This is a genomic window from Mycobacterium sp. (genome assembly GCF_965229105.1).
GTDB lineage: Bacteria > Actinomycetota > Actinomycetes > Mycobacteriales > Mycobacteriaceae > Mycobacterium.
Genome location: NZ_OZ245858.1, coordinates 3,527,717 through 3,545,920, shown reverse-complemented (window position 1 = coordinate 3,545,920; position 18,204 = coordinate 3,527,717). Strand labels below are relative to the sequence as shown.

At 65.9% G+C, this 18,204-nt stretch carries 18 protein-coding genes; 5 read left to right on the top strand and 13 right to left on the bottom strand.

Features of this window, described 5'->3' with window-relative positions; genetic code table 11:
• Positions 1–9: 9 nt before the first annotated feature.
• The 3 genes from ADBZ9O_RS16580 to ADBZ9O_RS16570 are packed head-to-tail and all read left to right on the top strand — an operon-like array spanning position 10 to position 2,160.
• Positions 10–774 (top strand): ABC transporter ATP-binding protein, encoded by a 765-nt coding sequence (locus ADBZ9O_RS16580; RefSeq protein WP_526533222.1) that lies wholly within the window; start codon positions 10–12, stop codon positions 772–774.
• Positions 708–1,538, top strand: coding sequence for an ABC transporter permease (locus ADBZ9O_RS16575; protein ID WP_526523677.1), 831 nt, complete (start codon positions 708–710; stop codon positions 1,536–1,538). The genes ADBZ9O_RS16580 and ADBZ9O_RS16575 overlap by 67 nt, the downstream gene beginning before the upstream one ends.
• Before the next feature lie 4 nt (positions 1,539–1,542).
• Entirely contained in the window at positions 1,543–2,160 is a 618-nt protein-coding gene (locus ADBZ9O_RS16570; protein WP_526523675.1) for a TetR/AcrR family transcriptional regulator, read from the top strand.
• Here the strand turns inward: ADBZ9O_RS16570 and ADBZ9O_RS16565 are convergent.
• The 3 genes from ADBZ9O_RS16565 to ADBZ9O_RS16555 all read right to left on the bottom strand — a co-directional run bounded on the left by ADBZ9O_RS16565 (position 2,157) and on the right by ADBZ9O_RS16555 (position 5,929).
• Entirely contained in the window at positions 2,157–2,354 is a 198-nt protein-coding gene (locus ADBZ9O_RS16565) for a Trm112 family protein (RefSeq protein WP_526523674.1), read from the bottom strand. The two genes, ADBZ9O_RS16570 and ADBZ9O_RS16565, sit on opposite strands and share 4 nt — an antisense overlap.
• A 10-nt stretch (positions 2,355–2,364) precedes the next feature.
• Entirely contained in the window at positions 2,365–2,898 is a 534-nt protein-coding gene (locus tag ADBZ9O_RS16560) for a hypothetical protein (RefSeq protein ID WP_526523672.1), read from the bottom strand.
• A 61-nt stretch (positions 2,899–2,959) separates the two neighbouring features.
• A complete protein-coding gene (locus ADBZ9O_RS16555; protein ID WP_526523670.1) occupies positions 2,960–5,929 on the bottom strand; it encodes an AMP-binding protein in 2,970 nt (989 codons plus the stop codon).
• 106 nt (positions 5,930–6,035) lie between these two features.
• Between ADBZ9O_RS16555 and ADBZ9O_RS16550 the strand changes: the two genes are divergently transcribed.
• Positions 6,036–7,805, top strand: coding sequence for an ABC-F family ATP-binding cassette domain-containing protein (locus ADBZ9O_RS16550; protein ID WP_526523668.1), 1,770 nt, complete (start codon positions 6,036–6,038; stop codon positions 7,803–7,805).
• Between the two features lie 16 nt (positions 7,806–7,821).
• Complete coding sequence (locus tag ADBZ9O_RS16545; protein ID WP_526523666.1) at positions 7,822–9,153, top strand: hypothetical protein; 1,332 nt, start codon at positions 7,822–7,824, stop codon at positions 9,151–9,153.
• Here the strand turns inward: ADBZ9O_RS16545 and ADBZ9O_RS16540 are convergent.
• The 10 genes from ADBZ9O_RS16540 to argJ are packed head-to-tail and all read right to left on the bottom strand — an operon-like array spanning position 9,131 to position 18,201.
• The gene (locus ADBZ9O_RS16540) at positions 9,131–9,625 is read right to left on the bottom strand and encodes a hypothetical protein (RefSeq protein WP_526523664.1); all 495 of its coding nucleotides are present in this window, start codon (positions 9,623–9,625) and stop codon (positions 9,131–9,133) included. The two genes, ADBZ9O_RS16545 and ADBZ9O_RS16540, sit on opposite strands and share 23 nt — an antisense overlap.
• Complete coding sequence (locus ADBZ9O_RS16535; RefSeq protein ID WP_526523662.1) at positions 9,622–10,209, bottom strand: hypothetical protein; 588 nt, start codon at positions 10,207–10,209, stop codon at positions 9,622–9,624. The genes ADBZ9O_RS16540 and ADBZ9O_RS16535 overlap by 4 nt, the downstream gene beginning before the upstream one ends.
• The gene (locus ADBZ9O_RS16530; protein ID WP_526523660.1) at positions 10,206–10,823 is read right to left on the bottom strand and encodes a hypothetical protein; all 618 of its coding nucleotides are present in this window, start codon (positions 10,821–10,823) and stop codon (positions 10,206–10,208) included. The genes ADBZ9O_RS16535 and ADBZ9O_RS16530 overlap by 4 nt, the downstream gene beginning before the upstream one ends.
• 31 nt (positions 10,824–10,854) lie before the next feature.
• Complete coding sequence (argH, locus tag ADBZ9O_RS16525; protein ID WP_526523658.1) at positions 10,855–12,267, bottom strand: argininosuccinate lyase; 1,413 nt, start codon at positions 12,265–12,267, stop codon at positions 10,855–10,857.
• Between the two features lie 13 nt (positions 12,268–12,280).
• Entirely contained in the window at positions 12,281–13,480 is a 1,200-nt protein-coding gene (locus ADBZ9O_RS16520) for an argininosuccinate synthase (protein WP_526523656.1), read from the bottom strand.
• Between the two features lie 27 nt (positions 13,481–13,507).
• Complete coding sequence (locus ADBZ9O_RS16515; RefSeq protein ID WP_526523655.1) at positions 13,508–14,011, bottom strand: arginine repressor; 504 nt, start codon at positions 14,009–14,011, stop codon at positions 13,508–13,510.
• Positions 14,008–14,934 (bottom strand): ornithine carbamoyltransferase, encoded by a 927-nt coding sequence (argF, locus tag ADBZ9O_RS16510; RefSeq protein WP_526523653.1) that lies wholly within the window; start codon positions 14,932–14,934, stop codon positions 14,008–14,010. Before argF ends, ADBZ9O_RS16515 begins: the two co-directional genes overlap by 4 nt.
• Positions 14,931–16,073: an acetylornithine transaminase gene (locus tag ADBZ9O_RS16505; protein ID WP_526533220.1), complete on the bottom strand. Its 1,143-nt coding sequence runs from the start codon at positions 16,071–16,073 to the stop codon at positions 14,931–14,933. Before ADBZ9O_RS16505 ends, argF begins: the two co-directional genes overlap by 4 nt.
• Before the next feature lie 38 nt (positions 16,074–16,111).
• Complete coding sequence (gene argB / locus ADBZ9O_RS16500; RefSeq protein ID WP_526523651.1) at positions 16,112–16,990, bottom strand: acetylglutamate kinase; 879 nt, start codon at positions 16,988–16,990, stop codon at positions 16,112–16,114.
• Entirely contained in the window at positions 16,987–18,201 is a 1,215-nt protein-coding gene (argJ, locus tag ADBZ9O_RS16495) for a bifunctional glutamate N-acetyltransferase/amino-acid acetyltransferase ArgJ (RefSeq protein ID WP_526533218.1), read from the bottom strand. Before argJ ends, argB begins: the two co-directional genes overlap by 4 nt.
• Between the last annotated feature and the right edge of the window lie 3 nt (positions 18,202–18,204).

The following is an 18,204-nucleotide window of genomic DNA, read 5'->3' as shown; positions in this document are numbered from 1 at the left end:
ATTCATCACATGATGAGTTCATCGCACGATGAATTATTGAGCAGCGACGATGGCGCTGCTGTCATCGTCTCGGGGCTGCGCGTGGTGCGCGGAAAGTCTGAAGTCATCCACGACTTGTCGGTCAGGATCGCCCGCGGGACGATCACGGGCGTGCTGGGCCCGTCGGGCTGTGGAAAAACCACGCTGATGCGCTGTGTCGTCGGCACGCAGATCGTGGCGGCCGGGTCGATCGATGTGCTCGGACACCCGGCCGGCTCCCCCGCCCTGCGGCATCGGGTGGGCTATGTCACGCAGAACCCGACGGTCTATGACGATCTGCGAGTGATCGACAACGTGCGCTACTTCGCCGCCCTCTACGGCGCACCGCGATCGCAGAGCTTAGAGGTGATCAAGGCCGTCGGTCTTACCGAACACAGCACCGACTACTGCGGCAATCTCTCCGGCGGCCAGCGCAGCCGCGTCTCACTGGCCTGCGCGCTGGTCGGCGAACCCGACCTCCTGGTGCTCGACGAACCGACGGTCGGACTCGACCCCCTGCTCCGGGTCGACCTGTGGGACCGGTTCAACGCCCTGGCCCGGTCGGGCACGACGCTGCTGGTGTCCAGTCACGTGATGGATGAAGCCGATCACTGCGCTGACCTTTTGCTGATGCGCGACGGGCACCTGCTGGCCCACACCACCCCGGATCGACTACGAGAGGACACCCGATGCAGCTCGCTGGAGGACGCGTTTCTGTCGGTCATTCGGCACAACACCGCAGCCGCGACAGGCTGACGCCCCTGTCGATCCTTGGCCCGTACGTCGCGACGACTACTCGGATCCTGCGGCAGCTGGCGTCGGATCATCGCAGCGTCGCGATGATCCTGGTGGTCCCGAGCGCGGTCATCACCTTGATGTATTTCATGTTCCAGGACGTCCCGACGCGACCGGGCGCCGTCGCGCCGTTTCAGAACGCGTGCCTGATCCTGCTCGGGCTGCTGCCCTTGATCGTGATGTTTCTGATCACGTCGATATCGATGCAGCGCGAACGCGTATCCGGAACGTTGGAACGCATTCTGACGACGCCGCTGCGGCGCCTGGATCTGCTCGCCGCCTACGGCACCGCGTTTTCGGTGGCAGCGGCCGCGCAGGCGACGATCGCGTGCATCCTCTCCTTCTGGGTGCTCGGCTTTGCTACCGCGGGCAGCCCGTTGTGGGTCTTCCTGATCGCGATCATCAACGCGATTCTCGGCGTCGGCCTCGGACTGCTGTGCAGCGCGTTCGCCCGGACTGAGTTCCAAGCGGTGCAATTCATGCCGGTGGTGGTTGTCCCCCAACTACTGCTGTGCGGCATCATCGCGCCGCGCGACATGTTGCCGGACTGGCTGCAGTGGATAAGCAATGCCTTGCCCGCCAGTTATGCCTTGGAGGCACTACAAGAAGTGGGCAAACACCCCGATCTGACATCGACGGCGGTACGGGATATCGCGATCGTCATCGGTTTCGCGGTGGTGGCGTTGTGCCTGGCCGCCGCCACCCTGCGGCGACGGACCCCGTAGCGCCTTGACTGTCGATGATCGACGACGCCGACCGGGACGCCCATCGGGCAGCTCGGATACCCGGCTGCGAATCCTGGTCAGCGCCCGCGAATTATTCGCCCGCAACGGCATCGGTAAGACGTCGATCCGAGCCATCGCGGCCGAAGCCGGCGTCGACTCTGCCCTGGTCCATCACTATTTCGGTACCAAGGAACGGCTGTTCGCCGCGGCGATCGACGTTCCGTTCGATCCCGCCGAGATACTCGGCCCGCTGCGTACCGCGCCGGTCGACGAGCTGGGGCGCACGCTGCCTTCGCTGATCCTGCCGCTATGGGATTCCGATATCGGCGCCGGCCTGATCGCGACACTGCGGTCGGCGTTGGCCGGCGACCAGATCAATATTTTCCGGTCGTTCCTGCGCGATGTCGTGGTCACCGAACTGGCCGCCAGGGTGGACAACCCCACCGGGTCCGGCGTCATCCGCGCCGAATTCGTCGCCACGCAGATTCTCGGTGTCGCGATGGCCAGGCACGTTTTCGAACTGGAACCGTTCGCGTCGCTGCCGGTTGCGCAGATCGTCGACACCATCGCGCCCAATCTGCAGCGGTATCTCACCGGGGAGCTACCGGGTTTCGAGAGTTAGCCGCCCGCGGCCATCAGCCGGGCGTGCTCGTCCTCGCCGACCTCCGTCGCCTCGTCGATCAACAACACCGGGATGCCGTCGTCGATGCGGTAGGCGCGACGAAGACGCGGGTTGTACAGCTGGTTTTCGGCATACACCAGAGGCCCCCGGTCGGCCGGGCAGACGATGATGCTGAGAAGTTTCTGGTCGAGCACGGCGATGAGACTATCCGCCGCCGATGCCGATTCCGCCGTTCGGGCCCGACACCCCGAATCCACCGAGAACGCCGGGGTTTGACGGGTCGTACTGGTTGATACCGACCGTGTAACCGCCACCGGAAGACGGCGGGGTCATCAGCGCCAATGTCTTCTGCTGGTAGGCCAGCGTCGACTTCAGTGCGTTGACCAGCGGAACCTGGTTGGGCCGGTACTTGAGCGAATCCTGCAGCTGGGCCCTGTTGGCCTCGGATGGTTTGACGCCCTGAGCGCGCAACTGCAACACGGCATGCACCAGATTGGAGACCTGGCCGCCACCCGCTCCGGTGTCGTACTCGGCCGCAATGGCGGACAGCAGCTGATCGGCGCTCTGCGGTGGTGCGGCGTCGGCGGGTGCAGCCGCCTCGGTGGTGGTGTCAGCCTGCGCGGTGCCGGAAGCGATCCCCAACGTGAACGCGATTGCCACACCACTGCTGAGGACGGCGCCTCCCAGGATGCGGCCGAGCCGATTTCCCGTGGCACTGTGTGTCGCGAGGTAAGTCATGCGATTCCCTTCGAACATCTCCGGCGAGCCTAACAGCGCATCGGATGCCGGGCAGCATCTGTTACGCGCCGGCCAACTGCGACCGCACGGCCGCGGTCAACCGCTTGAACTGCCCGGTGTCCTGGTCCAGGTACCACGCCAGCCGGCTCGGCTTGGGTAGACCAGCCTTGGCCAGCGCTCCGGCCGACGGCCGGTAGGTCGCCGAGAGCGGCAGGTCGTTGACGACGTGAATGATGTCCGGCGGGGCGCCGACCGGCAGCGCGGTCACCGCGTCGGCGAGGTCGGCCGCAGTGATGGTGGCGCCGGGCAGCAGCGTCAACGCGGTGACGGCCACTTCCTTACCGCCAACAGCGACGCCGTAGGTCACCGCCAGATCCACCGAACTGATCTTGCTGACCGCGTCGGTGATCGGCTCGGGATAGATCAGCCCACGGGCCGTGGCAATGAGCGCCCCGCGGTTGCCGACCAGCCAGTAGTCGCCGTCGACGTCGCGGCGGAACAGGTACTCGGTGGACACCCAGGTATCCGCGGGAGCAAAGACGCCTCGCTTGACCGATGCGGTCGGATCGATCGGACCGCGCGGCCGGGCCAACAGCACCCCGACCTCGTCGGCACCCGCCACCCGGACGAAGCCGCGGTCGTCCTCCAAAATCAGGTCCGAGTCGGCGTCGTAGGCGGCGAGTTCGACCTGACCGCCGCCGGGCAACGGTCGGCCCTTGCTGCCGACCTTCGCCCCAGACACATTGGCCAGGATCGCCTGACCATCGGTCGTGGCGAAGAATTCGACGATATTGGCCGGGGCGAACGCCTCGGTGACCTGTCGCCACAGCCCCGTCGGCATACCGGACCCGATGAACAGCCGCACCGGATGATTCCCATGCAGCGCAAACGACGGATCGTCGATGACGTCGCGCAACATCGCCCAGGTGTAAGTGACGACGGTGACGCCGTACTGCCGGATCTCCGATACGAACCGGTCCGGACGCAACCCACGCGACAACGCGATCCTGGCCCCGCCGACGACCGCACCGCCCAACGCCACCAGCAGTCCCGACTGATGGTGCAACGGGGTCAGGCAGTAAACGGTGTCACTGCGACCCAGCGCCGCGGTCGAGGCGGTACCGAACGCCGATAACGCCCAGCGGTAATTGGTGATCTGTTTGGCGACCAGTTGGCCGCTGACGGAGCTGAACGCGATGAAGGCCAGATCGCGCGCGAAACCGGGGTTGGGCCGATACCAACCGGGTAGTTCGACCGCGTCCGGGTCGATCTTCTCCATGTCGATGACAGCGCCGTCGTCATCGGTGAGTTGCAGATCGCGGGATTCGCCACCGCCGAGGACGAGGACCTGCAGCGACAGCTTGCGGGCAGCCTCGAGGTTGACTGGATCGGTCAGGACTTCGGCGACTCCGCCCAGTCGGGCCGCGGCCGCGAGGTCGCCGTCGGTCGGCATCAGGACAGCGACCGCACCGAGGCGTGACAACGCAGCGATGGCCACCAACGCACTGGGCCGGGTCTCCATCAGCACCCCGACGCGGTCGCCTTGGCGTATCCCGACGGCGATCAGGCCGCGCACCACGTTGTTGACCCGACGGTCGACGGCCTCATAGGTGTGCACCCGACCGTCAAACAACAGGAACTCGCCGGTCGGCGCGCCGCGGGCCTGCTCGGCCATGATGCGGCCCAGCGAAATCCTGGTGTGATCGTTAATCTGGCCGAGCCGGGTCAACCGCGGCAGGGTTCGTGCGGTCTCGACAGCGAGTGTGCGCATCGACTTGTTGGCGGCCACCACCGCTCCGGCCGCTCCCCTGGCCAGGGCGATCGCCACCTCGGAGACCTCTCCGACGCTGTGCACCATTCGCGATGCGAGCGCGACGCCGCCCTCGATGTCTTCGTCGGGCTGTGTGTCCATCGGTGCCACATTGGCCGGCCGTGAACCATGCCCGGACTGCCACAGCACCCAATCGGCAACCGTCGGCCACGTCGCGGTCGCCGCCTTTGAGCCGACGACGAGCCCGAAATGCCCTGTCCTGATCATGGTTTGGTAGATGTCGGCATCGGGTGCGGCCCTGCGGATCCCGCGAACCGAGGCAGGCTGGCCGATATCGTCGACCTCGCCGACGAAAGCCAGGACAGGGCAGGTGATATCGGTCAGCGTCACCAGTTGGCCGTTGATCGCGAAACCACCGGACATCATCCGGTTGTGCGCGATGAACTGTTTGAGCAGTTCGGATACCGCGGGTCCCGACCAGGCGATCCATCCTTCGGAGTCGAGGAATCTGCGCTGCTGTTCCCGCGGGAGCAACGCCTCGCGGTCATGCAACTGCCGCACGAAATCGACGCGGGCCTTGGCTGTCTTCAGCGGATCTAGCATTTGAAAACCGGTGCGCGCCAACCACCCTGGAATATCGAGGCGGTTGAACACGTGGTCTGCCATGAAATCGGCGGCGACCACACCGAGATTGGGCGGAATGCCCATCGGTAGCGCGGCCAAGGTGTCGACCGGCGCACCGAAGGTGATGATGCTGGCCAGGTCCTTGGAGCGACGGTAGGCCGCGGTCTGATAGGCGAACATCCCGCCCTGGGAGTACCCGGCGAGGTGCACGTCGTGGCCGGTGGTCGCTTTGACGGTGTCGATGGCCTCACTGAGCGCGACGACATGATCGGCCAGCGTGCGGCGCATACCGCCCTCGATCTTGTCCGGCTCGCCGAAATCGATGACCCACGCATCGAGCCCGGCGGCGTGCAGTATTCCGACGGCGCCGTCGTCACGCGTGACGTCGAACATGTTGGCCGACATCATCATCGGATGCACCAGCAGCACCGGCGGTCCAGGTGGTCGCTTGCCGGGTCGGACGTCCGGCGGGAAATACCGCCGGAGCTTGTACATCGGGACGCTCTCGACGATCTGGAACGGTGACGGTAACGACCCGGTCTCCAGGCCGCCGAGGCGAAGCACCTCGAGTCCGTTCTGCGCCGTGGCGAGCAACCGCTCAACCGGCCTCGTCACCGCCGAAAGATTCACATCCACCTGTTGATCCCCTAGGGAACGTCCTGCTCACCAGCCCGACAGCTTGCACATCATGGCATATCCCCACAGTTCGGCCCTGAGCTTTGGCACCGCTAAGGTTTGTGCAGTGGCACACCTGCTTGGGGCCGAAGCCCTGCACCTGGAGTTCCCGACACAGGTGGTCTTCGACTCCTTGACGGTCGGGGTCAACGAAGGCGACCGGATCGGCATCGTCGGGCGCAACGGCGACGGCAAATCAAGCCTGCTGAGCATGTTGACCGGCCAACTCTCCCCCAATTCGGGCCGCGTTACCCGTCGCTCCGGCGTCCGGGTCGGCTTCCTCGACCAGTCCGACATCCTCGACGGCACCAGCACGGTCGGACACGTTCTGGTCGGTGACCTGGCCGATCACGAGTGGGCCGGTGACCCCAAAGTTCGTGACGTCGTCGGTGGTCTGGTAGCGGATATCGGCTGGGACGCCCTGGTGTCGACCCTGTCCGGTGGCCAGCGCCGCCGCGTCCAGTTGGCGCAGCTGCTGATGGGCGACTGGGACGTCATCGCCCTCGACGAACCCACCAACCACCTCGACGTCGAGGGCATCACCTGGCTGGCAGGGCACCTCAAAACCCGTTGGGCCCGCACCGGCGGCGGGCTGCTGGTGGTGACGCACGACCGGTGGTTCCTCGACGAGGTCGCGCTGAACACGTGGGAGGTGCACGACGGGATCGTCGAGCCCTTCGACGGCGGCTACGCGGCGTACATCCTGCAGCGGGTCGAGCGGGACCGCCAAGCCGCGACCATCGAGGCCAAACGCCAGAACCTGATGAAGAAGGAGCTGGCCTGGCTGCGGCGCGGAGCGCCGGCGCGGACGTCGAAGCCGAAGTTCCGCATCGAGGCGGCCAATGAGCTGATCGAGGATGTGCCGCCGCTGCGCAACCCGATCGAGCTGGCCAAGCTGGCGACTGCGCGCCTCGGCAAGGAGGTCGTGGACCTGCTCGATGTGTCGGTCTCATTCGACGACCGGCAGGTGCTGCGCGATGTCGAATGGCGCATCGCCCCCGGCGAACGCACCGGCATCCTCGGCGCCAACGGTGCGGGCAAGTCGACGCTGCTGGGCCTGATTGCGGGCACCGTCACCCCCAACAGCGGTCGGGTCAAACGCGGCAAGACGGTGAAGTTGGCGATGCTCGACCAGCAGGCCGGCATCCTGGCCGCCCACGAGACCGAGATGGTCCGCGAGGTACTGGGCCAGCTGCAGACCGACTTCCAGGTCGACGGCAAGGACATCACACCGACCGCGCTGCTGGAACGGCTCGGATTCCGCCGCGAGCACCTGTCGGCGCGGGTGCAGGAACTCTCCGGCGGCCAACGGCGCAGGCTGCAGTTGCTGCTCACCATCTTGTCCGAGCCGAACGTGCTGATCCTCGACGAGCCCACCAACGATGTCGATACCGATATGTTGGCGGCCACCGAGGATCTGCTGGACTCCTGGCCGGGCACGCTGATCGTCGTCTCGCACGACCGCTACCTGCTGGAGCGCGTGACCGATCAGCAGTACGCCATCCTCGACGGTCGCTTGCGTCATCTGCCCGGCGGTGTCGACGAGTATCTGCGGTTGGCGAAGGCAGCGCCTGCGGGTACGGCGTCGAACCCGTCCTCATCGGGTGGTGGGTCGACGGGTGCGGATCTGTACACGGCCAAAAAGGAGATCGCGGCGGCCGAACGCAAGATCGCCAAAATCGGCAAGCAGATCTCCGCACTGCACGCCACGATGGCCGCCCATGACACCAGCGATTACGCCGGCCTGGCCGACCTGACGAGCCGACTGCGTGCGTTGGAAGCGGAAAACGCCGAACTCGAAGATCGCTGGCTGGAACTGTCAGACGCGACCGAGTGACTCCTAAGATGAGGCGGTGCGCAATGTGCTGGGCGCTGCGGGACGGCCCCTTGTCCTATGGGTGCAGTGCTGGCCACAGCTAGCCGCCTGCTATCTCCTGGGGCTCCTCGGCCGCACCGGCGCTATCGAACTGGCGGCCTGGGCCGGCCACGATAACGACTGGTGGGCATCGCTGATCATGCCGCTGGCCGGGCTGGCGCGGCTCGGCTCCTATGTGGCGATGTTCCTGGTACTGCGCCAATCGATTCCGGTGTTGGCGCGCTATCCCAGGAAGTCCGCGCAACGGCTGGACCTCTTTGCGAACGTCATTGTGCCGTTCTTCGCGATCTACCTGGGCTGGAAAATGTTTGCCGAGGACTGGCTGGCATTCGAGGTGGCCGCGCTGAACTATCGGATCGGCGAGTCCATGACATCGGTGGCTGCCGGCGGCGCACCGACCCAGTTGCATCCCGACACCCTCCCGGTCGGAACGAGCACCTGGGTACTGATCGCCGTCGCGCTGGCCAGCCGCTACGCGTTGAGCTGGCTCAAGGATCGGCTACCGGGGTGGCTGCTGCCAATCAGGGTGTACGTCGACGCATTATGGGTGTTCCTGGTGCTGAGCTTCTCGGCCAACCGGGGCCTGACGCTACTGCTCGACCCTGCCGGCTGGATCGCTGAACGTCGAATTGTGGTGTGGTTCAGCACTACCCGTGCTGACTTGTTTTCCCATTTTGCCCCGCTGGAACAGGCGTGGGCTGCGCTGATGTGGGCGCTGCGGACCGCGTTCGGCGGCGCGACGGTACCGCTGCTGTGGCTGGCCATCGCAGGCATCGTCTACGGGGTGTCGCTGGCTACGGCGGATTGGCACCGTGCGGCCCGACGGGTGGGTGGTGACCGGGTGCAAAAGCTGTACACCCGGGTGACGCCAGCGGGTAGGCGGTTGCAGAAGCGCCTGCGTGCGGTGCCGGAGTCCTGGCGGGAGAAGACCCGTGACCATGCCCTGGAGCGCGTCGGCAAGTTCCGGCCGATCGTCGATTCCGCGCGATTGGTGCTGCATGGCGGGGTGGTGACGCTATCGCTTTACGTGCTGGCCTATCTGGTGCTGGCCTGGCTGGACATGTCGGGCAGTTTCTACCGGCCGCAGTTCGGAGACGGCTACCTGTTTCGTGGCATGGCCTGGGTGCTCGGCCCGCAGCCGTCGGAATTCTGGTCGGCCTACACCACGCCGCTGAGCCTGATCTCACATCTGATTATCGAGCCTCTGCGAATCTGCTTGATCGCCAGCACGTTTGCCTACTGCCTTCAGCATGCCTTGACAGAGGAGAACACCGCTCCCGCGCCGGCTACAGCGTCAACCGCACCATGATCTTGGTGTTGAAATCGGTGACGTCCACCGCAGTGGGCACCACGTCGTGCGGCAGCAGAAAGGAGAACTGCACTGGGCCGGATTTAGTGCAGTTACCCGTCGCCCCGTCCGGCGGGGTGACGGCGAAGGCGCCGATGCTCTGAGCCCGCCAGCGGTGCTGCCCGTCGGTGATGAAGCCGACGCAGAGACCGTCGGGAGCGGTGCCGGACCGCTCGATCGACACCACCTGCAGCACCGTGTTCTTCGGCAGCGGTTCCCCGCTTGGTGCCGGATTGCTACCCAGATGCCGGACCGAGGCCACCCGCCAGGTCTGGCCACCGACAGTCCCGCTCTGGTCGGCCGCCACCACCAGCGGAGGTATCTCCGTCTGCCGGTAGGCCAACCAGTTCGGCCGCACCTCGATCCACGTGAAGACGACGAGCGCGACCACAGCCACCACTGCGCCGATCACGTTGCGCTTCCACAAGGTCATGACGCCACACCGACGGGGCGAGCCAGCTTCACCGCGTCAAGCCTGCTGACACCGGAGTCGTGCAGCGGAATGTTCACCACGAGCTGCGAATCCAGCCGCGGATCCAATCCGAGCCAGGTCCGCAGCACCACCGAGTCCACGGTGTCCAACAGGCTGCTCGGCACGTCGAACACCCAGGCACCCTGCTCGGCGATACCGGGGTCGAGCAGAGCACCCAAGGTGGTGCCGGGTAGCAGGCGATCGGTCGGAAGATAACTGTTGGGACCGATCAACAACTCCGCACGTGGCAGGCCGGAGGTCTCGGTGGCCGCGACGGTCGCATCCACGATCACCCACACCCCGATGGCGTTGACCGGTCGACCGGGATCCGGTGTCACGCGCGGCGCGATCCGCAGACCGGTGACCGTGGTGGCGATGGCCCGTCCCTGTACCGGCGATCCGGACTCCCCGCGGACCGGGAAGGGGGCGTAGATATCGGTGTTGACGGGCAGGTTGTGCCAGACCAAGGCGGACGCCACGATGGCGATCACCGCGGTCAGCGGGGCGACGAACTGGCCCAGCCGCCTAGGCGTGGTCAGTGTCATGGCGTGACCTTGACCGGCACCGTGATCTGCCCGTATTTGGATTCGCTGTCGATCCAGGCCTTGCCGTAGGTGACGAGCAGTTCGGTGAATGTCTTCTCCCAGATCCGCAGCGTCACCGAATCACCATCTTTGACAGCACCTTCGGGTACCTCCCAGAAGAACGCCACCTGATCGGACAACCCGGGGCCAAGCACCCCGAGGTAGGTGCTGTCCGCTATCCGGTACGCGCCGACGAAGCGGGTGTCTACCTCGCCGCGCAGATCGAGCTCCCCCGCCATCTTGCCGGGCACCGTGCCGTCGTTGCGGATATCGGCCACCACGCCGAGGTAACGGCGACCCGGTTTGGCCGGCAGGAACGTTCCTCCGCCGCGCAGTTCGTCGATCACCCTGGCCCGATCCACCGTGACGGTGAACTCGCCATCGCTGAACTCCTGACCCGGTTTTACGTGGGTCACGGTGGTGGCGACGCTGTCGAGCCCACCGAAGAGGGCGGTGACAGCCAGGATCACCACGACGACGAGTTGGCGCATCTGGCGGAAGCCGAGATTGGTGAACCAGTGCCGCACTCGACCGCGCAGCCCGACCGGGGCTGCTTCGGCGGATGGGGCACCCATGGGCGCCGATGCTAATCGGTCGGCGGACCGGTCAACGACGCAACCGCAGCCTGAGTTGATCGGTGACGTCGCGGACGACGCCGAGTTGGTGGGCAACCTGGATGGGCGCGGTGCCACCGCGGGCGTCTCGCGAGTTCACCGAACCCTCGACGGTGAGTACGTCGCGGACCTGCGGTGTCAGTTCCGGACTGATCGCCGCGAACTCGTCATCGGTCAGCTCGTCGAGCCCGACGCCACGCGCCTCGGCCACCTTGACCGCCGCACCGGCCGCCTCGTGGGCCACCCGGAACGGAACCCCTTTGCGCACCAGCCATTCGGCGATATCGGTGGCCAAGGTGTAGCCCGCCGGCGCGAGTTGCGCCATCCGTTCGGTGTCGAAGGTCAAGGTGCTGACCAGTCCGGCCATCGCGGGCAACAGCATTTCCAGCTGGGCCACCGAATCGAACAACGGCTCTTTGTCCTCTTGCAGGTCGCGGTTGTAGGCCAGCGGCTGCGCTTTGAGGGTGGCCAGCAGGCCGGTCAGGTTACCGATCAGCCGACCGGATTTTCCGCGGGTCAACTCGGCGATATCGGGATTCTTCTTCTGCGGCATGATCGAACTGCCCGTCGACCACGAGTCATGAAGTTTGACGTAGCCGAATTCTGTTGAGCTCCATAAGATGATGTCCTCAGCCAGTCGCGACAGGTCGACACCGATCATCGCCAGCACGAACGCCGCCTCGGCTGCGAAATCGCGCGAAGCCGTCGCATCAACCGAATTATCGGCTGCCGCAGCGAATCCCAGCTCTTCTGCGATGGAATCGGGATCGAGCCCCAATGACGAGCCTGCCAGCGCACCCGATCCGTACGGTGAGATGGCGGTGCGGTCGTCGAAGTCGGCGATCCGGTCGACATCACGCAACAGCGGATGGGCGTGTGCCAACAGGTGATGCGCCAACAGGATCGGCTGCGCCGACTGCAGGTGGGTCTTACCGGGCATGATCGCCGTCGGGTGCGCGGCCGCCTGCGTCGCCAGCGCGGCAACGACGCCGAGCACTCCGTCGGCGACACGGCGCACCGCATCCCGAAGCCACATCCGAAACAGGGTGGCCACCTGGTCATTTCGCGAACGACCAGCCCGCAGCCGACCACCGAGATCGGCGCCGACCCGGTCGATCAGGCCCCGTTCCAGCGCACCGTGCACGTCCTCGTCGGTGACGATCGGGCCGAAACTGCCGTCGGCGACATCCTCCCCGAGGCTGTCCAGCCCGGCCAGCAGACCGTCGCGTTGCTCGTCGGTCAACAGACCGGCCCGGTAGAGCACCCTGGCGTGCGCCTTGGACGCCGTGACGTCGTAGGGAGCCAGCACCCAGTCGAAGTGGGTGGACTTGCTCAGCGCCGCCAGGGCCTCAGAAGGACCGCCGGCGAACCGCCCGCCCCAGAGCGCGCCCTCATTGGTGCTCATCGGGTTGGGCCCGTCACAGGTTCAGGTCCCGGGCGGCGGCGATCTTCGACGACAGACCGTGGATGTGCACGAAGCCCTTGGCCGAGGACTGGTCGTAGGTATCACCCTCGTCGTAGGTGGCCAGGTTGAAATCGTAGAGCGAGGTCGGGCTACGTCGGCCGTTGACGGCAATATGCCCGCCGTGCAACACCATTCGAATTTCGCCGGTGACATGCTCTTGGGTCTTGGCGACGAAGGTCTCCAACGCGGACTTCAACGGCGAGTACCACAGGCCGTCGTACACCAGCTCGCCCCACCGCTGATCGGTGGTGCGCTTGAACCGCGCGAGTTCACGTTCCATCGTCACGTGCTCGAGTTCGGTGTGCGCGGTGATCAGCACCATCGCGCCCGGCGCCTCGTAGATCTCGCGGCTCTTGATGCCGACGAGGCGGTCTTCGACGACGTCGAGACGTCCGACACCTTGGGCACCGGCCCGCCGGTTGAGCTCGACGATCGCTTCCAGCACCGTGACGCTGCGGCCGTCGATGGAGACCGGGACGCCGCTCTCGAATCCGACGATGACCTCATCAGGCGTCTTCCAGTTGACCGTCGGGTCTTCGGTGTAGTCGTAGACATCCTTGGTCGGGGCGTTCCACAGATGCTCGAGGAAGCCCGTCTCGACGGCGCGGCCCCAGACGTTCTGGTCGATGGAGAACGGCGACCGTTTCGTCACATTGATCGGGATCGCGTTCTCCTCGGCGAACGCGATAGCCTTCTCGCGGGTCCAGGCGTAGTCACGCACAGGGGCGAGTACCTCCAGATCGGGTGCCAGCGAGGCGAATCCGACCTCGAAGCGGACCTGATCATTACCTTTACCCGTGCAACCGTGCGCGACGATACCGCCGTCGAACTCGCGGGCCGCCTCGACCAGATGCTTGACGATCAGCGGGCGGCTGATCGCCGACACCAGTGGGTAGCGGTCCATGTAGAGGGCATTGGACTGAATGGTCGGCAGGCAGTATTCGTTCGCGAACTCGTCGCGGGCATCGACCACCTTGGCCTCGACCGCACCGCAGTCGAGCGCACGCTGGCGGACCACCTCCATGTCCTCACCGCCCTGACCGAGGTCAATCGCCACGGCGACGACCTCGCGGCCGGTCTCCTTGCCGATCCAGCTGATTGCCACCGAGGTGTCAAGACCGCCGGAATACGCCAAGATGACGCGATCGGACATGAACCAATCTCCTTCTTTTCGGGAAAACTACTGCAGGTTTTCGATGACGTCGGCCAGTTCGGCCCCCGTCATGGGATCGCGAGCGACAACCAGAATGGTGTCATCCCCGGCGACGGTCCCGACCACGTAGGGCAGCGCCGCCCGGTCGATCGCGCTGGCCAGGTAGTGGGCCGCCCCGGGTGGAGTACGCAGCACCGCGAGGTTACCGCTGGAATCGGTGGATACCAGCAGGTCCCCGAGTAACCGCGTGACCCGTTCGGTGCCACCGGAGACGCCGCGGACCGGACTGCCATCCTCGGGCACGACGTAGGCACCCGCGCCGCCGTCGGCGCCGCGCAGTTTGACCGCGCCCAACTCCTCCAAGTCGCGCGACAGGGTGGCCTGGGTGGCCTCGATACCTTCCTCGGCGAGCAGCCCGGCCAATTCGGTCTGGCTGTGCACCGAATGCGCCGACAGCAGCGCCACGATGCGAGCTTGCCGACCCGCCCTGGTGGCCGCGACCTCGGGAGCCGCTTTGGGTGTGCTGGTCATCGGGAGTGTTCCAACAGCCAGACCAACAATGCCTTCTGCGCGTGCAACCGATTCTCGGCCTCATCCCAGACCGCGCTCTGCGGGCCGTCCAGCACATCGTCGGTGATTTCGTGCCCACGATGCGCAGGAAGACAATGCAGCACAACGGCTTCCGGGTCGGCCAGGGCAAGCAGGTCGGCGTTGACCTGGAAGGGTCGGAACGGCCGCACCCGGTCCAGCCCGTCATTCTCCTGCCCCATCGACGTCCAGGTGTCGGTCACCAGCACATCGACACCGTCGGCCGCCGCGCGCGGATCCGACGTCAGCGTCACCGACGCACCGGTTTCGGCGCCACGCTTCTGCGCCGCGGCGACAAACATCGGGTGCGGGGCGAAACCTTCTGGGGCGGCGATCGTCACGTCGATCCCGGCGGTCACCCCACCGAGCATCAGCGAATGCGCCATATTGTTGGCGCCGTCGCCGAAGTACGTCATCTTCAGACCGGCCAGCGCACCCTTGCGTTCTGCCAAGGTCTGCAGATCCGCCAGCACCTGACACGGGTGGAATTCATCGGACAACGCGTTGACGATCGGGACGCTCGAACCCGAGGCCATTGCGGTCAGCCGCTCCTGGGCGAAGGTGCGCCACACGATGGCATCGACATAGCGGGACAACACTTTTCCGGTGTCCTCGAGTGTTTCTTCGCGCCCCAGCTGGGTGCTGCGCCCGTCGACGACGACCGCGTGCCCGCCGAGTTGTGCGATGCCCATCTCGAAGGAGAACCGGGTCCTGGTGGAGTTCTTCTCGAAGATCACCGCCACCCCGCGCGGTCCCTCCAGCGGCCGCCGGCTCATCGGCGCCTTCTTGACCTCGGCGGCCAACGCGAGCACTTCGGCCTGCTCTTGCGGGGACAGGTCGTCGTCGCGCATGAAATGCCGGATCATGATGCGTCCTGTGCCGTGTCGAGGATGGCGGGCAGTGCCACGAGGAATTCCTGGATCTGCGCCTCACTGATGATCAGCGGCGGAGCCAGTCGGACCACGTCGGGCATTGCGGCGTTGACCAGGAAGCCGGCCTCGCGGGCGGCCAGCTCGACGGCCTTGCCTTTGGGTGCGCTGAGCACGACGCCTTGCAGCAAGCCCTTACCCCGAACATGTTTGACCAGAGGATGATTCAGCTCTTCGATACCAGCGCTGAGTGTCTTGCCGAGGGTGCCGGCACTCTCGACGAGGTCCTCGGCAGCCAGGGTCCGCAAGACCGCCAGCGCGGCAGCGGTGCAGACCGGGTTACCGCCGAAGGTGCTGCCGTGCAGGCCGGGAGTGAGTAGATCTCCGGTGGGGCCGATGGCCAGGCAGGCCCCGATCGGCAGACCACCACCGAGCCCCTTGGCCAGGGTGATGATATCCGGGGTGATGCCGTCGTGCTGATGGGCGAAGAACGCACCGGTACGACCGACGCCGGTCTGGACCTCGTCAAGCACCAGCAGCGCACCGTGGTTTGTGGTGATCTCCCTGGCCGCGGCCAGGTAGCCGGCCGGTGGCACGACGACGCCGCCCTCGCCCATGATGGGCTCCAGGAAGACCGCTGCGGTGTCGTCGCCGACGGCCGCTTCCAGCGCCTGGGTGTCGCCGTACGGGACGAAAGTGACGTCGCCGGGCAGCGGTTCGAACGGTGCCCGCTTGGCCGGCTGGCCGGTCAGCGCCAGTGAGCCCATCGTGCGGCCGTGGAAACCACCTTCGGCGGCAACGAGTTTCGTCCGGCCCGTCAACCGGGTGATCTTGAGCGCGACCTCGTTGGCCTCGGTACCGGAGTTGCAGAAGAACACCCTGGCCTGGGTGCCCAGATGCGCGACGAGCGCCTCGGCCAACGCGATGCCGGGTTCGGTGGCATAGAAGTTCGACGTGTGCCCCAACGTGTTCAGTTGGTTGGTCACGGCGTCGATGACGGCCGGATGACGGTGCCCGAGGATATTCACCGCTATGCCGGCCAGGAAATCGACGTAGGTCTTGCCGTCCGGGTCGGTAACGACGGCGCCGTCACCGCTGGCCAGGGCCAGCGCGGGGGTACCGTAGTTGTCCATCATCACCGTCGACCAACGCTGTTGCAGCGCTTGAGTATTCGTCACTTGGATACCACCTTCGTGCCCGCGCCTTCATCGGTGAACAGTTCGACCAGCACGCAGTGCTCGACCCGGCCGTCGATCACGTGGGCGCTGGGCACCCCGCCATTGACCGCGCGCAGGCAGGCCTCGATCTTGGGCACCATCCCGCTTTCCAGCTGCGGTAAGAGTTGGGTCAGCGTGTCGGCGTCGATCTCGCTGACCAGCGAATCGCGATTGGGCCAGTCGGTGTAGAGGCCCTCGACATCGGTGAGCATCAACAGTTTCTCGGCGCCCAACGCCTCGGCCAAAGCTGCGGCCGCAGTATCGGCGTTGATGTTGTGTACGACGCCTGCGATATCGGGCGCGATGGTGGACACCACTGGAATACGACCTGCCGCAATGAGATCCAGAATCGAGGCGGCATTGACGTGCTCGACGTCACCGACCAGGCCGATATCGGTGGCCACGCCGTCGACCAGGACACTGCGTCGCACCGCGGTGAACAGCTGGGCGTCCTCACCGGTGACCCCGACCGCATACGGTCCGTGGGCATTGATCAGGCCGACGAGTTCCCGGCCGACCTGACCGAACAGCACCATCCGCGCGACGTCGAGCACCTCGGGTGTGGTCACCCGGAAGCCACCCTTGAAATCGCCTGCGATACCGAGTCGTTTGAGCATCGCGCTGATCTGCGGGCCGCCGCCGTGCACGACGACGGGATGGATGCCGCAGTTGCGCAGGAAGACCATGTCCGCAGCGAAGGCAGCTTTGAGCAGGTCGTCGGTCATGGCGTTGCCGCCGTATTTGACGACGACGATCTTGCCGTGCAGCGCCTTGAGCCAGGGCAGGGCCTCGGCGAGCACCTGCGCTTTGGTGTGGGTCTGCACTGGCACGGTCATGAACTGTAGGCCGAGTTCTCTTCGACATAGGCATGGGACAGGTCGGTGGTCCTGATGGTCGCCTGCGCATCACCGGCACCGAGGTCGACGGTGACGGTGATGACATCACCGGACAAATCGACATCGCGGGCGCCCGGAGCGCCGGCCCCATCGACACACACCGGAAAGCCGTTGAAGGACACCGAGATACGATTCGGATCCAGCGCCACCGGCGCCATGCCGACGGCGGCCAGCACCCGGCCCCAGTTCGGGTCGGAGCCGAACAGTGCGGTCTTGACCAGGCTGTCGCGGGCGATCACCCGGGCGGCGGCTACGGCGTCGTCCTCGGAGGCAGCGCCGGTCACGGAGATGGCGACCCGCTTGGTCACGCCCTCGGCATCGGCCTGCAACTGGGCACACAGGTCGTCGCAGATCCGCAGCACCGCGTCGTCGAGGTCGTCCTGGCTGGGGGTGATCTCACTGGCGCCAGAAGCCAGCAGCAACACGGTGTCGTTGGTGGAGCAACTGCCGTCGACATCGAGGCGGTCGAAGGTGTGCGCGGTGGCCTTGGTCAGCGCCGCCCGCAACGCATCGGCACTGGCCACGGCATCGGTGGTGATCACACAGAGCATGGTGGCCAACGACGGCGCCAACATCCCCGCACCCTTGGCCATCCCGCCGACGGTCCAGTTGTCCCGGTGGTGCAGCGCAACCTGTTTGGGCACGGTGTCGGTGGTCATGATGGCCCGCGCGGCCTCCTCTCCACCGGTCAGCCCGCCGGCCATCTCATGCACGATCTCAGTGACACCGGCGCGCATCTTGTCCATCGGCAGCCGGTCACCGATCAGTCCGGTCGAGCAGACGGCGACCTCGATCGCGCCGGTCTCGGTACCCCAGGCCGACAGTGCCGCCGCGACGGCCTCGGCGGTGGCGTGGGTGTCCTGGAATCCGCCGGGCCCGGTGCAGGCGTTGGCGCCACCGGAGTTGAGGATGACCGCGCGCACGCGTCCGGTGGTGAGCACCTGCTGTGACCACAGCACGGGAGCTGCCTTGACCTGATTACGGGTGAACACGGCGGCCGCCGCGTGATCAGGCCCCTCGTTGAACACCAGCGCAAGATCCAATGCGCCGGATGCCTTGATACCAGCGGAGATTCCGGTGGCACGGAACCCTGCGGGAGCGGTCACTCCCTGGGTCCGGACCAGCCGCGCGGTAGCTGGATTATTGACGATCTC

Excerpts from the sequence above, each read along its gene's own strand:
- ADBZ9O_RS16560 (WP_526523672.1), bottom strand. The coding sequence starts at position 2,898 with ATGACTTACCTCGCGACACACAGTGCCACGGGAAATCGGCTCGGCCGC.
- argH (WP_526523658.1), bottom strand. The coding sequence starts at position 12,267 with ATGAGCACCAATGAGGGCGCGCTCTGGGGCGGGCGGTTCGCCGGCGGT.
- ADBZ9O_RS16540 (WP_526523664.1), bottom strand. The coding sequence starts at position 9,625 with ATGACCTTGTGGAAGCGCAACGTGATCGGCGCAGTGGTGGCTGTGGTC.
- ADBZ9O_RS16580 (WP_526533222.1), top strand. The coding sequence starts at position 10 with ATGATGAGTTCATCGCACGATGAATTATTGAGCAGCGACGATGGCGCT.
- ADBZ9O_RS16515 (WP_526523655.1), bottom strand. The coding sequence starts at position 14,011 with ATGACCAGCACACCCAAAGCGGCTCCCGAGGTCGCGGCCACCAGGGCG.
- ADBZ9O_RS16520 (WP_526523656.1), bottom strand. The coding sequence starts at position 13,480 with ATGTCCGATCGCGTCATCTTGGCGTATTCCGGCGGTCTTGACACCTCG.
- ADBZ9O_RS16505 (WP_526533220.1), bottom strand. The coding sequence starts at position 16,073 with ATGATGGACAACTACGGTACCCCCGCGCTGGCCCTGGCCAGCGGTGAC.
- argB (WP_526523651.1), bottom strand. The coding sequence starts at position 16,990 with ATGACCGTGCCAGTGCAGACCCACACCAAAGCGCAGGTGCTCGCCGAG.
- ADBZ9O_RS16530 (WP_526523660.1), bottom strand. The coding sequence starts at position 10,823 with ATGGGTGCCCCATCCGCCGAAGCAGCCCCGGTCGGGCTGCGCGGTCGA.
- argF (WP_526523653.1), bottom strand. The coding sequence starts at position 14,934 with ATGATCCGGCATTTCATGCGCGACGACGACCTGTCCCCGCAAGAGCAG.
- ADBZ9O_RS16575 (WP_526523677.1), top strand. The coding sequence starts at position 708 with ATGCAGCTCGCTGGAGGACGCGTTTCTGTCGGTCATTCGGCACAACAC.
- ADBZ9O_RS16535 (WP_526523662.1), bottom strand. The coding sequence starts at position 10,209 with ATGACACTGACCACGCCTAGGCGGCTGGGCCAGTTCGTCGCCCCGCTG.